This window comes from Aestuariibaculum suncheonense (assembly GCF_014596935.1).
GTDB lineage: Bacteria > Bacteroidota > Bacteroidia > Flavobacteriales > Flavobacteriaceae > Aestuariibaculum > Aestuariibaculum suncheonense.
This window is the reverse complement of the sequence record NZ_JACVXC010000001.1, coordinates 1,133,813-1,148,670: the sequence shown is the minus strand read 5'-3', so window position 1 is coordinate 1,148,670 and position 14,858 is coordinate 1,133,813. Positions and strand designations below refer to the sequence as shown.

Annotated in this window: 11 protein-coding genes; 2 read left to right on the top strand and 9 right to left on the bottom strand. The window is 32.4% G+C overall.

Features of this window, described 5'->3' with window-relative positions; translation table 11 throughout:
• Positions 1-76: 76 nt before the first annotated feature.
• Positions 77-511: a c-type cytochrome gene (locus ICJ84_RS05050; protein ID WP_206688675.1), complete on the bottom strand. Its 435-nt coding sequence runs from the start codon at positions 509-511 to the stop codon at positions 77-79.
• Positions 512-578: 67 nt separating this feature from the next.
• A complete protein-coding gene (locus ICJ84_RS05045; protein ID WP_188215246.1) occupies positions 579-1,871 on the bottom strand; it encodes a PQQ-dependent sugar dehydrogenase in 1,293 nt (430 codons plus the stop codon).
• A gap of 520 nt (positions 1,872-2,391) precedes the next feature.
• Here ICJ84_RS05045 and ICJ84_RS05040 point away from each other — a divergent pair.
• Both ICJ84_RS05040 and ICJ84_RS05035 read left to right on the top strand, forming a co-directional pair.
• The gene (locus ICJ84_RS05040; protein WP_188215245.1) at positions 2,392-3,279 is read left to right on the top strand and encodes an AraC family transcriptional regulator; all 888 of its coding nucleotides are present in this window, start codon (positions 2,392-2,394) and stop codon (positions 3,277-3,279) included.
• A gap of 360 nt (positions 3,280-3,639) precedes the next feature.
• The gene (locus ICJ84_RS05035) at positions 3,640-4,650 is read left to right on the top strand and encodes a LamG-like jellyroll fold domain-containing protein (RefSeq protein ID WP_188215244.1); all 1,011 of its coding nucleotides are present in this window, start codon (positions 3,640-3,642) and stop codon (positions 4,648-4,650) included.
• A 282-nt stretch (positions 4,651-4,932) separates the two neighbouring features.
• Here ICJ84_RS05035 and ICJ84_RS05030 read toward each other — a convergent pair whose 3' ends face one another.
• From ICJ84_RS05030 to ICJ84_RS05000, 7 genes are all read right to left on the bottom strand, one after another.
• Positions 4,933-7,407 (bottom strand): glycoside hydrolase family 2 TIM barrel-domain containing protein, encoded by a 2,475-nt coding sequence (locus tag ICJ84_RS05030; RefSeq protein ID WP_188215243.1) that lies wholly within the window; start codon positions 7,405-7,407, stop codon positions 4,933-4,935.
• Between the two features lie 69 nt (positions 7,408-7,476).
• Positions 7,477-7,794 (bottom strand): hypothetical protein, encoded by a 318-nt coding sequence (locus tag ICJ84_RS05025; RefSeq protein ID WP_188215242.1) that lies wholly within the window; start codon positions 7,792-7,794, stop codon positions 7,477-7,479.
• 533 nt (positions 7,795-8,327) lie between these two features.
• On the bottom strand, positions 8,328-10,556 hold the full coding sequence (locus tag ICJ84_RS05020) for a DUF4955 domain-containing protein (RefSeq protein WP_188215241.1): 2,229 nt from the start codon (positions 10,554-10,556) through the stop codon (positions 8,328-8,330).
• 25 nt (positions 10,557-10,581) lie between these two features.
• Positions 10,582-10,896 carry an L-rhamnose mutarotase gene (gene rhaM / locus ICJ84_RS05015; protein ID WP_188215240.1) on the bottom strand — a complete coding sequence of 105 codons (315 nt, stop codon included), beginning with the start codon at positions 10,894-10,896 and terminating at the stop codon, positions 10,582-10,584.
• A gap of 11 nt (positions 10,897-10,907) precedes the next feature.
• On the bottom strand, positions 10,908-12,143 hold the full coding sequence (locus tag ICJ84_RS05010; protein WP_188215239.1) for an alginate lyase family protein: 1,236 nt from the start codon (positions 12,141-12,143) through the stop codon (positions 10,908-10,910).
• A 500-nt stretch (positions 12,144-12,643) separates the two neighbouring features.
• Positions 12,644-13,753, bottom strand: a complete 1,110-nt coding sequence (locus ICJ84_RS05005; RefSeq protein ID WP_188215238.1) for a glycoside hydrolase family 88/105 protein — start codon at positions 13,751-13,753, stop codon at positions 12,644-12,646.
• A gap of 53 nt (positions 13,754-13,806) precedes the next feature.
• Positions 13,807-14,853 (bottom strand): glycoside hydrolase family 88/105 protein, encoded by a 1,047-nt coding sequence (locus ICJ84_RS05000; RefSeq protein WP_241748686.1) that lies wholly within the window; start codon positions 14,851-14,853, stop codon positions 13,807-13,809.
• Positions 14,854-14,858 lie beyond the last annotated feature (5 nt).

The window sequence follows — 14,858 nt, the reverse complement described above, 5'->3', positions numbered from 1 at the left end:
ATTATAAATATTTGAAGAAATTATATCCTGCAAATACGAATAAAAAAAATTTAATTAACCTAATTTATACAATATTTTATTTGATTGAAGCCCTAACTTTAGCAACTTCTTCTTGTGTTACAGGCCCAGCATCATTACCAAAACTTTGCCTTACATATGACAAAACCAGTGCTATTTCCTTATCTTCAAGTGTTGCAAAAGACCCCATCGAATTACTGTACAGCTCTCCATTTATCTCAATATCACCACTTAAACCATTTAACACTACACCTATTAATCTCGCTTTATCTCCTAAAACCCAAGATGTTTTTACCAAAGGCGGATTCATTCCTGGCACCCCCATACCATCTTGCATGTGGCATGCCATGCAATACTGATTAAAATATTTTTTGCCTTCTAAATATTCAGGAGTTTCTATTTTAGCGTTTTTTTTCTCAACAGTTATATCTGTTGAATGTATTTTTGAATTCTCATTTCTACATCCCGCTATGAAAAACATAACAAATCCCATACACAATATCCTACACCTTGTATTTCTTAAAAATAATTTCATCGATTACCTATATTATAGAACTTTATTATTTACCCATATAGATAATTCTCCATATCTTACCTACTCTAGAGTCAGCAATATACAAAGAGCCATCTGGTCCTTGCGCCAGTCCAATTGGTCTGTATTTTGGGCGACTGCTTCCGGTAACATGTTCTGTATGAGGAAAACCTACGGCAAAATCTTCCCATTTGTCTGTAGCTAATTTACCATCTTTAAATGGCACGAAAACAACGCGGTGTCCTTTCTGCTCGAGAGGCGCTCTATTCCAAGATCCATGAAATGCTATAAACGCACCATTTTTATAACGCTCCGGAAACATATCTCCTGTGTAAAACAATAAATCCATTGGAGCCCAATGGGCTGGAAAACCAATTAAAGGCTCTTTCACATCTTCACAACGCCCTATAATCTTACCATCTCCACCATACTCGGGTGCCAACACTTTTTTGTTTTGAAATCTATCATGATAACAATATGGCCATCCAAAATCGTCGCCTTCATCCACCTTAAAAAATTCTTCCGAAGGTAACTCGGCGTTTTCTTCATCAGTCCATTGACCTGGCCACAATGTGTTTAATTGATCTCTACCATGTGATATAGCATATAAACCGCCGTTGGCTTCACTCCAATCTAAGGCCATGGCATTTCTTATTCCTGTTGCATATTTTATCCCATCGATCTGTTGGGTTTGATTAATTTTATTTTTATTGAATTTCCAAATACCAGCATTAAATTCCAGTTCAGGACAAGGGTCTTTACCAAGAGAATTTGGTGTTCTAAACTGTTCCATACAAGCATTGGACGGTGAACCTACATTAACATATATATGTCCTAATTTATCAAATGTGAATCCCTTGGGATGATGGTTACTTTTTGCTTCAAAACCTGAAATAAGAGTATCTTTATTCAAGTTAGGAAGTAATTCATTTCCATCGAAGGTATAGCGAAACACTTCGGTTCGAGAAGAAGCATACAAATAGTTTCCATCAATAGCAATCCCTGTACCTCTGTAATTATCAAAATATTTAACATCTTCAGCCCATCCGTCGCCATTAGTATCCCTTAATGCCACCAGACTACTGTCTTCAACTTTTGATTCAAGATTGACATAAATATCCCCGTTATCTCTTACGTAAATATGCCTAGCTTTACCAACACCTTCTGAAACAACTACCAAACCAAAATTACCTGGCAGGGTCAAACTATCGTTGACAGGGTCTAAATTAAGACCATGAAACACATCTTGTTTAGAATAATTGTTACAACTATTGAAGAAAACTACAAAGAGTATCACTGCAACTAACAGATATGATTTCATAAATAAATGGGCTTTAAGTATCCTGTTAATTTCATTTTTTTAGTACGTTATTGGTATAATTAAATTAATTTATTTTAACAAATTATTTACATTTCCTTTAAAGGTTTACTACTTACAATTTTGACCATCTCTTCCTTAATCTTATATTTCATGAGACTCCTGCACCAATGTATTTCTTCATTCTAAAGAAGAAATCAGCTTTCAAAATTAACTTTTATAATAATCCTCAAAATACTTGTGTCAATGTCAGACTGTTTAAAAGTAAATACCAATATTTATTATATGCATTTTAATCCGTTAATTAGTAAACATCTCTACTTTAAGATTAGTATTTATCACACGATTAACCTAAATCCTATGTTTCAAGGAGTTTATAATACCTAATTTTAAACATTTTTAGCAATTTGAATATTTTAACGCATAAAAATCATTAAAATTGGTATATATCTTATTTTTGTGTGATTAAATATCAAATTTAACAACTAAACCATCAAAACAAATAGACATTACAACAGTACATATGGATAATAACACTATTAAAGAAGGTTTTCTTGGACAAAAAATGATAGCTCTACCAAAAGATATCATTAAAAAAATTAAAGAAAATAAAATCTCTCAAAATTTTTATGTTAGTGATTTAGGCTACTATCCTAATGCCCACCATCATGAACGTATTAGAAAAAAAGGAGCTAATGAATTTATTTTTATTTACTGCACCAAAGGAAAAGGAATAATTCGCCTTAAAAACATAAAGACTGAGATATTACCAAATCAATTTTTCATCATTCCTATTCATACTAGCCATGAATATAAAGCCAATGATAATGACCCTTGGAGTATTTATTGGTTTCATTTCAAAGGCCCTTTAGCAGAAGAATTATACAAAAGGTATTCTACAACACACTCTTACAATTATAAAAACATACCTTTTACAACTAAACGAATTGAACAGTTTAATAAAATATTTAATTTATATGATAATAACTACCTCGACAGCTATATTGAATATGCGAATCTTTTGAGTTTAAATTTTATAAGCTCATTTATATATCATGATTTCGATTCCAAATTAAATTCAGATAATAGCGATACTTTAGTTAATTCAATTAAAGATTATCTAGCCAATAATCTAGAAAGAAAAATTACTCTTGATGAACTTTCTGAAAAATTTAACTACTCAAAATCTTATATTCACTCAAAATTCAAACTCAAAACAGGCTATCCTGTTTTAGTCTTTTTCAACTTAAAAAAGACCCAAAAGGCATGTGAATACTTAAACTATACTGAACTGAGCATAAAAGAAATAAGTTTCAAAGTAGGCTTTGAGGATCCATTATATTTTTCGCGGATATTTAAAAATTTCATGGGTAAATCACCAAGAAGTTATAAACAAAATTTGAGCAAATAAGTATTATACATCCCATAAAATTCTTTATTACAAAAGAAAAGACTTACATCATGCTTTATGGTTGAATGTGTCCAACTTCTGCACTGTTTGAAATTTTATAATTATTCTGATCATATTAACTTATGTTCTCTTCTATTTATGTAATAATAAAATAAAATTATATAACATATTTTGCTTTCCATTCTCTACTCTAAACTAGCCTTAACAATATCGCACTATCACTTTTAACACCTCCATCTATTTAAAAATCAAGACATCAGACAAGCCAAAAGTAATTTAATCCATATTACAGATACCTTAATCCATTTATTTTGAATGCTAATTATTTAGTTTAGAGCAATAACTAAATAGACATAAATTATGAAAAAAATTACTTTTATTCTAGGTGCTTTATTAACGATACCTTCACTTATAATAGCGCAAGAACCTACCCCAAATGTGTATTTTAAATTTGACCAAGCTAATACCTCTGGAACTGAAACATATTCAGAAGGGGCATCCCCAATCACTGCTACTTTTACACCAAATGGGGCAAACCCAATTACAGCAGGTATTGTAAGCGACCCCATTCGAGGAAACGTTTTTCAGTTAGTTGATCAAAAGAATTTTTTAGAAATTGCCAGTTTACCTATTAACAATACAGATTGGAGTATGAGCTTTTGGTACAAATGGAATGGGGCAGGTAATGGTATGATATTAAAATTTGAAGAAGCCAGTGGCAATGCTTTGTTTTTCCAAAGAAATCAAGGTTGGGCCACCAATACGGGTTTTTATCCAACAGAATTTAGCGACTCTGAACCAGGCTCTCCTCTATACATAACAGGTTTTGATGATGGTAGAGTTTACATTAAACCTTATTTTGTAGTTGACGAATGGAACCATCTTGTTTTTACTTTTGATACTGTTAATGATAAAATAACTGCATATTTAAACGGTGCTTTTTATGTTGAAACTAATGAAATCATGGATGGAAATTTAATAGATAAAGTTTATCAGACATTTAGGTTAGGTAATACCTTTGGGCAAAGCTCTGGAGGCAGATATGATGATTTTAAAGTTTATACTAAAGTTCTTTCTTCAGAGGAAGCTATCGCTGATTACAACGGCACAAAAGTTTTGAGTGTAAAAGACAATGCGATATTAAACTCACAAATAAAATTATACTCCTCCAAAAACAATTTTAAATTAATTACTACTGAAGATATAAAAATAGCAAAAGTAGAAGTATTTAATATTTTAGGACAAAGTGTAGATTTGAAAAATCCTGATAAAATGTTATTTGATACTAGTAATTTAACTTCAGGACTTTACATTGTAAAAATAAGAGATGACGAAGGCAGATTTATATCTAAAAGATATCTAAAAAATTAATAGTTTGATTAAACTAATTAAATAGAATTTCACACTAAATAGTCTTACAAAAGACTATGAACTCTAAAACAAGAAAGGTGGTTTTATAATTATGAAACCACCTTTCTTGTTAACAAATTATCATTAAGTATAATGAGCTATTATTTAGGCTTGTTGACTACCTTAAAAATTAGGACATGTTAAAATTGGAAATTACTAATTTCTTCATTAAAACTTAAAAACATAAATTTTAGAAGGATAAAACAACCTCTACTATTTCTTTTAAAAACTAACTTTTTTTATTTATAAAACCGATTCTAAACTTAAAATTGATATTTCTTCTGATTTCAAATCTGGTGAAGACACCTTAACTTTAATATTTCCAGGCTGTTTAGTTGTTTGTAAAATCATTAAACATTTACCATTAAAGACTTTTCTTTTATTTATTTTGTTTGAAGATAAATCTAACGGATCTCCATTTTCTAAACCTAAATTTATTGCCGGGCCTTCTACTTGAAACGTTAAAAGATTATTTGCATAAGGTACAAAATTTCCGTCTTCATCTAAAATATTCACTTCGAGATGGGCACAACTCAATCCATCTGCCAAAAGTTTATCTTTATCCACTAAAATTTCTATTTGAACCGGTGACTTTGATGTTTTATACACCTGCTCAGCCACTACTTCTCCTTTAATTTTAGCAATAGCTTTTAATTCTCCCGGCACATAGGGCACATCCCATGATAAATTCATTTTACCTGCATTAGACTTAACACCTAGAGATTTTCCATTTAAAAATAACTCTACTTCATCGGAATTTGAATATGTCCATATTGGAATTATTTTACCCTCCTTACCTGGCCAAGTCCAATGTGGCAACATATGAACCATAGGGTCATCAGTCCATTGACTTTTATAGAAATAATAAGTATCCTTAGGAAAACCACAGAGATCTAAAATTCCAAAATTCCATAACCTTGAAGGCCAGCCTTTAATCCCTTCTCCTAAATAATCGAATCCCGTCCAACGAAATTCTCCTGCTACGTAAGGTAAACTATCTGTTCTTCTCCAAGAGTCGCGTGCCGATATACGCACACTAGAATTATCATAAGACGACGAATAAAATTCAGAAAATTCCGGAAATACTTCCTCCTTAGTTAAATTAGGCACATTAATACCTTGTTGTGGGCTGCGCATTTCTGTGTGTGTTTTGTAAACACCCCGTGTTTGAAATGAATGTGGAATCTCTGTAGCTATAAATTTTCTATCTGGATAAATTGCTTTGTCTTTTTCATAAAAAACAGAACCGCCACCACCATTATAACCTGCCACATCTAGTAAATTTGAAAAACCTGTATCATTAGCCAAATGCATAAAACAGCAACCTGCTGTTACAGGTCTTGTTGGATCTAATTTATGTACCAAATCTAGAAGTGGTTTTAATCGCTTTGGCCCTTCAGGGTAACATTGATCCGGAATTTCATTACCAACGCTCCACATAATAATTGATGGATGATTACGATCCCTTAATATTAAATCTTTTAAATCCTTATTAGCCCATTTATCGAATTCAAGATGGTATCCAAAAGGGACTTTTCCCTTATTCTTGTAATTTTCCCAAGGCCAAGAAGCAATCCATTCATCAAAGGCTTCATCCATAACCATAAATCCCATTTCATCACACATCTGGTAAAACTCTGGGGAAAATGGATTATGTGCTGTTCTTATGGCATTACACCCCATATTCTTTAATATCTCCAATCTTCTCCTAAGAACGTCATCTGGTACAGCTGCACCAACGGCACCACCGTCCTGATGATTATTAACTCCTTTTATTTTTATATTTTCTCCATTCAACCAAAAACCAGTTTCAGCATCAAATCGAATATTTCTAATTCCAAAAGTGGTTTTATATGTATCTAAAACTTTTCCGTTTTGAGAGATTTTTTGAACTGCCGAATATAAATTTGGTGTTTCTGGAGACCACAGTCTAGGATTATCTATTATTAGATGCTCTTTTATGGCAATAGTGTCAGATGCGGATAATACCCTTTGTATAGTTTTTTCAGCTACCAAGTGATTATCCATATCAAAAACCTCTAAACTAATATGTACAGATGCATCTTTGGAATTGATGTTACCAATAGTTGATTCAATATTGATGTTGGCATTGCTAGTGGTAATATTATTAGAGTTAATATATGTCCCATCTTCAATAACGGATATATTATCCTTTATCTTCAACCAAACATTCCTATAAATACCGCTACCCGTATACCAGCGTGCATTTGGTTGTTTCGAATTATCAGCTTTCAAACGAATATTATTACTTCCTTCCTTTAAATAGGGTGTTAAATCATAAGTAAAACCGATGTAACCATTTGGTCTTTTACCCAGATAATGCCCATTAATCCAAACCTCACTGTCTTTATAAACGCCATCGAATGTAATGGATATTAGTCTATTTTTCCAATTACAATCATATTCAAAAGTTTTTTGATAAAAACCTATTCCACCAGGATAATAGCCTCCAAAATGTCCAGAAAGATTGTCTACTGAGATATCACCTTCTATGCTCCAATCATGTGGTAATTGAACAGGCTTCCATTCGGAAAAATCTAGGGTTTCTGGCACTAAGGAATCATTTTTCACTAGCTGAAATTGCCAATTGTCATTAAAAAGCAAGCTCTGCCTACCCAACTCTTTTACTGGCTCACTTTGACAATTAAAAACGATTATTAAAATTAATGCTCCTATGATTAAGGATGTTATTTTCATGACTCAGTTCCTTTATTATTTTGTAATATATGTTATTCACTAATTAGCACTTTTTTTAACGACCTGTAATTAAATTCCGATCAGTTTTTCATTAAAAAAATTAAACCTTGTTTTAAGAGTTTCTATTAAAGAATCAAAATGAATCAATACTATTATCTTGACAAGCATTTCATTCCTGCTGTCAAGAAGAGCTGAAACATCGCCACTCTCATAATTCATAATTTGTTGTGCTTTATTAACCAACTCTGGATATTTATCTGCAAGGTTAGATTGCTCACCAACATCATATGTTAAATTGTACAATTCAATAGTCCATATTTTGAAGGATTCATTTCTATTTTCCCTTTTAATTTTCCGACCATCACGCACCACATTCCAACCCAGCATTCTTAATGCCTTTGCTTGTGTTTAATACTTTTTATCAATGTATTCAAAAAGTAAAAATTCGTGTTCTTTTTGTGATATACTATTACCTAATAAAATATTTACGATAGATACGTCATTGACTTGCTTTGGTATTGCTTGATTCAACACATCAGAACATATATACAGAACATCCCAAAAAGTACTAATGTAATTACTTTCGATACCGGCTTTTACTTTATCAAACTTACACACAATGAATGGCCCATGTATACCTCCTTCATATAAATCTCTTTTATGTCATAAAAAAGCACCATTAGAATCCCCAAATTCCGAATCGTGACCACCTTCAATGTGGCGCCATTATTACTGGTAAAACAATCATTGTATTCCAATCGAAACCAACACTTTAAGTATATTTAATATTCTGACTACCTCATTATCTAGAACCCCATTAAGTATATTTTTGATTAATATTTTTTCAAAACATAAGCAATAATCCTTATCTATTAAAAAGCATAAATAAGTTTCGCCAATTTATTTTTTCTGATAGGTATCTATTCCTTTACAAGCTTAAAGAACATAGGTTTTTCTAAGTTTAATTTTAAAAAATATATCCCACTTGATTTATCTGAAATATCTACTTCTATTTTTCTTGATGATAGTATATTGTATCGAGAAAATATTAATTGTCCTGAAACATCATATATATCTATTTTAGTATTAGCAGAAGTCAATGGCAAATTAATTTTAAAAACTCCCCTATTAGGGTTTGGATAAATTCTTATAGATTTATTCAAATTTTCAATATTATCATTCGATAAAGTTGTTGCTATTTGAAAAGTGCTTAAGCTAGCGGAGGCACTTTCTTGTCCCGAAATCATGCTCAAAATATTAAAACGAATTTTCCGTGTATTCACCATAGCAAAACTAATAACCTTTTCAGAACCAATTTCGTTACCAGTTACAAGATTTACCCAAGTTGTACCATTCCAATACTCCAATTCCCAGTTACCTATTCTGTTAGACACTTCTTTGAGAACAACCGAACTTACACCTTCAACACTCCCCAAATCTAACATTAACCATTGTCCCGCACCTGTGGATTCTGATTCCCATCTCGTATCTGACTTGCCATCATTTGCATATTTTGCTAAATATTCTGGCTTAGAAGATGATGCCGACATATAAGCACCATAAAGTCGCAACTGTAATTGAGCATCAAATAATGATAATGGATAGGCCTTTTCGCCTTGTAACTCATTCAAACCTGTGTTTTGTAAAGTGACATTCTCGTTGGGATCGGGTGCTGTAAAACCTATAAAGTTAGGATAACCATATGTATGTGTTCTTCTATTAACTGGATCCCAAAAATTAAATGTTACGCTATTATATCTTGAATCATGAACAAAATTCCAAAATGTTAAATATGGACCACTATTTGGATACGAATTCTCTGCGCCTCCATTAGCTCTAAAACAACCTCCGTAAACATTCTCCAATAAGTTACCGTAAGGATGAAACCCATGACAATCTATACTTTGATCAAACTGCATTTGGCAATTTGTAAATACAGTACTGGTTGTTGACCAACGCATTCCTGGCCCATGTCCTTGACCTTTAACATTATCTCTGCTTAATCCCTGGTCTACAATATCATCACAATTATCAAATAACACACCATATGAGTATATCGCATAATAAGAACTGTGACCTTTTTTACCCGAACATACAATGTCCTTTACAGTCACCCCAATACATGTTGATATTTGGAGCATTTCATTCCAATCTTTAAATTCACAGTTTCTTACCCATCCGTTTTTAACATTGGTTAATTTCAATGCTCGCCAACCATAATCTACAATATCATTAGCATGATGCTTATAATCTTCAGGATAATTTAACCAATCGCTTGTAAACAGGATATCCTCAACACCTACTTCTTCAATTGTTTCATATCGATTCAATTGTGCGCCAGTAAACTCTGCCGTAATAGTATATTGAACTGGATTTTTAAATGTTACTTTATTACCTTCTATCTTTGTGATAACATGCTTTTCTAGGGTTCTGACTCCTCTGTTATTATTTGCTACATTCCATATAGAATTATAAGTTAGACCTGGCATATTAGCATCTAAATTCTCTCCCCCTTGATGGTATAACTCTACGGTTTGCCCCACACTCAGACCATTTGTGCTTTCCACTTCTATTTCAAAATCACCCTTCAGTATTCTTTTAGCTGCTGTGTTAGTAATTTTAGTGTTGGGGGTACTTAATGGCTTAAATTCAAAACGGTACGGATGGTTACCTCTTTTATCTGTAAATATTTCGGTACCTCCTAAACCTGCTCCTGCTCCCTTGAGTACAATATGACTTCCCCGGATCATTATTGGAGTGTTTTCGGTTTCTGTACTGGACACCTTGTAGCGGCCTGCTGGAAAATAAACGACGGTTGGCACGACACTCGCTTCTGCTGCTGAAATAGCTGCGACTATGGCTGCATCATCATAATTGTCATCATTGGCCACTGCCCCATAATCCAAAACACTTATAGTGTTCCAGGTTGAAACATCTGGAAGTTCCTTTTCTGAAAAATGATAACCTGTGTAAGAATAATCGCTTAAAGTTGCCTGATTTAATTGGCCGTTTTCACTTTTTTGGGCAAAATCCAACCAAGAAGGAGCTTCCTGCTGTGCTTGAGCAATTCCTATTGCGAAAAAAACACAATATAATAGAGCCTTACTTATTTTAAATAGAGAATAATTCTCCTGCTTCTTTTTCTTCATTAATATCTTATTTAGGTTTTAAATATTAATCCATGTAAAAAACTTCCTTTAAAGGTATAGTAACAGGCGAATTATCTGAATTGACTTTCATGATGTCGGACATAAAATCCCACCACTTTTTTACTATAGGATTAGACACCAAATTTTGAGAGCCAGCACCATTTGTAACTTTTTGAAAAGCAAATAGAGTGTTAGTATCTTCATCTAAAAAAATTGAATACTCACTTATCCCATTATCCTTTAATAACTTCTTAAGCTCTGGCCAAATAGTATCATGGCGTTTTTTATAGATTTCTTTCTGACCTTCGTTTAGAATCATTTTAAAAGCAATTCGCTGCATATTTCTGAATATTAATCACAGTTATAAAATAAATCATCAAACCTATCTTCCTTTCCAATAATATGGTAACCTTCAATTCCAAACAACCGGTCCGTCTTACCGAAGAGTTGCTGGAGATTTCTAATTGACTTTTCTAAACTGGTTATTTGTTCATATTCCCAATCTTTTTTACTAGTTGCATAAGGTTCTAAAAATTCAAAAGCTTTCTGGATACTTGCTCCATTTTCTGATTCATAATGCCATAAATCTACATTTACTTTGGTTGCCAAGTAAGCTAATTGCAAAAAGCCTCCCAGGTTCATAGTGCTATAGGATAGCGATTTTGTTCTGGCTAGTTCATGTGGTTGCCTTCCATCAGGTTCTATTTGGGTATCAATTCTATTTTTTTTAACAGATTCTAGATACGTTTTAGCTTCCTCATTTTTATTTAAGAATAAAAGCAAACTGGTAATCTGCACATCATAATGGGTCCCATGATTATTCTTAGTATTTTTTTCAAAAACACCAAATTCGCTGGTTTGCAACCAATCTAAATAATTACGCATCCAGTTTCTTAATCCTAAAGAAATTGATTCTTCCAAAACATTCTTCAATTCTAAAATTTCAATTGCATTAATAACATTGGATATGCCAGCAAATTCAATAATACCAATACCACGTCCTGTGTTTAAACCAGGAATTCCTTGTGCAAAATTCAGATTGGGATTCATTTTGGTTGATGAATTCAAAAACCATGTTTCTAACAATTCTATAAGTTTTGTTGCATATTTTTCATCATCAGAAAAAAAATAAGCAAAAGACAATTTATTAACATTGCTAAACATTTTGTCCTTTCTCGGCTCATCAACATTTTCACCCCTTGTAAGTGGGTTTATTTCACCGTCTTTCCTTACCCAAGGCAAACCATCAATTTTATTTGAATCTGGCCACCAATAAGGTCCCAAACTTAAATAATCATGCTTATTACCGCTAGGTGGTGTTTGAGTTTTGTTTACTACAGAAAACGGGCCTTCATTTAATACTTTTTCTGCATTATCTAAAATTTTCATATAGACATCTGTAAATTCCTTACTGTGAAGCTTTTCTTTTACACAAATTAATTTATTGTAGTCAAGAATAGATAGTAATTTAATTTCAGTATTTTTCTTGGGGATATCAGTTATTTGTTTTTCATTTTTTGACACGTAACTGTGACCTAAAATCGATACAAGGAAAACAAAAGTCGTTATACTATTTTTTAAGAGCATAATTTTCTCATGGTTAAGCTGGATTTATTGAAAAATTATTCTTTCCTTAATTTTTATTTGTCTTTTCTTAGATATAGTTTTATGTCTAGTTATTGCTTTCCCTAGTAAGCATACTTCATTTTTTTCTACATTTTTTATTTAATCTATAAGTTCCTGTTCTCTTAAATTTTAACTTGCAAGTAAATAGTGTTTTTTTTTAATGATTAAAAGACTTTAATATTTAGATTCTATTATTTATTCTCCATAGCTATCAATTACTTTTCTTATAATTTTTCGCTTAGACTCAACAGAACTATTGAAAACAATATTAGTACAATAGCACTAGTTTAAGGATGAAAATAATACTTAAACAGAGTAAATAATTCCTTTTATCCGTCTTTCCAAGACTGTAGAATATAGAATCCTTTAAACTTGACAAAACTTTATAAATTAATATTTTATAATTTTTGCTGTTTGAATGATTTGATTATGTTGTAAAATAATCATTGCTCTAATAATACTCACGGCAACCTTAATTTTAAAATTTCACTTCCAGCCAAAATAAATGCCCCGGTTCCAAAATTTTGCCAACTATCTTTAGATGCTGGTTTTGGATCATATCCTACATCTTGTACCCATCCTACTTTTCCAGAGCTATCTTGTGCAGTTACTAAGCCTTTCCAAGCTTTTAAAACCGTATTTTCAAATTGATCTTTCTCTAAAATACCATTATTAATTCCCCAAGCTAAAGCAAAAGTAAAAAATCCGCTACCACTTACTTCTCCATGCTTATAGGATTCGGGAGACAACAAACTGGTACACCATAGTCCATCTTCTCCTTGAAGTTCTTTTACTCTAAAAGACATTTCTTTAAATAAAGTCACATAAAAATCTCTATGCTTGTAATCTTTTGGCATGGACTCTAAAATTAAAGCCAATCCTCCAAGAACCCAACCATTACCCCTGGACCAAAATATCTTTTTACCATTCTCTTCTTTCAAATCTGTTTCTTTAGCTCTTAATAAAAACCTTGTATCTCTCGAGAACAAATGCTCTTGTTTATCGTAAAGTAAATGATATGTCTGTTTATAATATTTATGCATAGCATCTAAGTATTTTCTATCATTTTTAAGATTTGAATACTCAACAATTACAGGTGGCGCCATAAATAAGGCATCACACCACCACCAAAGGATTGTTTTAAATTCTTTGTCTCCTTTTCCCTGTTTCCAGTCACTGTCTTCAAATAAGTGTTTGTTTATGAAAGTACTGGTTGGCTCAAGATTAACTAAATCTTTTCTTAATTGATTATTATGTATATATAAGTAGGGATACGAAATAGCCATATCATCTGCGTGATAATATCGAGATGGGGTTTTCCATTCATTACGATATCCCATAGTTTTTAGAGCCGCAATAAACACCATATTATCAGTAGCTTTATGAGCTCTTGCTACCCCTGTATAATAAGCTCCATTTGTCCAATCTGTTGGTTCCGAACCAAAAATAGGGTGCTGCTCTTGCCATTCAACGGCTTTAACCATGGCGTTTTCTATATTTTTTCTATCAAATTCTTGCTGAGCAACAGAAATGTTTACATTCAAAAGAATTAAACACGTACCAATTATCATCCTTACTTTTTTCACTATATAATTATTATTCCTTTTGATTTTCATTTCAAATCTTACTTTAACTTTAAAACTTCACTTCCCGCTAATAAGTAGGCCCCAGTTCCAAAGTTTTGCCAACTATCTTTTGATGCAGGCTCTGGACTTGCACCAATATTTTGCACCCAACCTATTTTTCCATTTTCTTGTTGACAACTTCTCAAAGCTTTCCATGCTTTATTAATAGTTGGCAAATATGTTTCCTTATCTAAAAGTCCATTATTTACTCCCCATGCCAAAGCAAAAGTAAAAAATCCACTTCCGCTTACTTCTCCATGATTAAAAGATTCAGGAGATAGCAAACTGGTTCTCCACAAACCATCCTTAGGTTGAGTTTCTTTGATTTTTGATGCCATTTCCTGAAATAAGTTTACATAAAAAGGTCTATGCTCATAACCAACAGGCATTCCTTCAATAATTAGAGCCAATCCCGCAATTACCCAACCATTCCCTCTCGACCAAAATATTTTTTTACCGTTTTTCTCTTTTAGATCGGTATCCTTACCTGTCCATTTAAACCGAAGGTCTCTGGCGAATAAATGCTCTTTTTTATCATAAAGTAATTGATACGTTTGCATGTAGTATTGATGCATGCTATCTAAATAAATTCTGTCATTTTTTAAATTTGCATATTCTACCAGTACAGGTGGTGCCATAAATAAGGCATCGCACCACCACCAAAGTATCTTTTTATCACCTTCATCACTTCCTTGTTTCCATTCATGGTCTTTATACAAGTGATCAGAAATAAAATTATCTGTAGGTTTTAAATCAACCAAATGTTTACGCAGTTTATTTATGTACAAATAAGAATAAGAGATGGCAATATCATCTGCATGATAATACCTGAAACATGTTTTCCATTCATTTTTATGTCCCATATTTTTTAAGGCTGCCAAGAAGACTTGGTTGTTGGTTGCCTGATGTGCTTTTACTACTCCTGTGTAGTAAGCACCATTTGTCCAATCTGTTGGGTCTAATGAATATATGGGATGTTGTTCCTGCCATTCTAAAGCAAGAACCATAGAATTTTCTATACTATCATCAGGACTAGTTTTCACCATTTCTT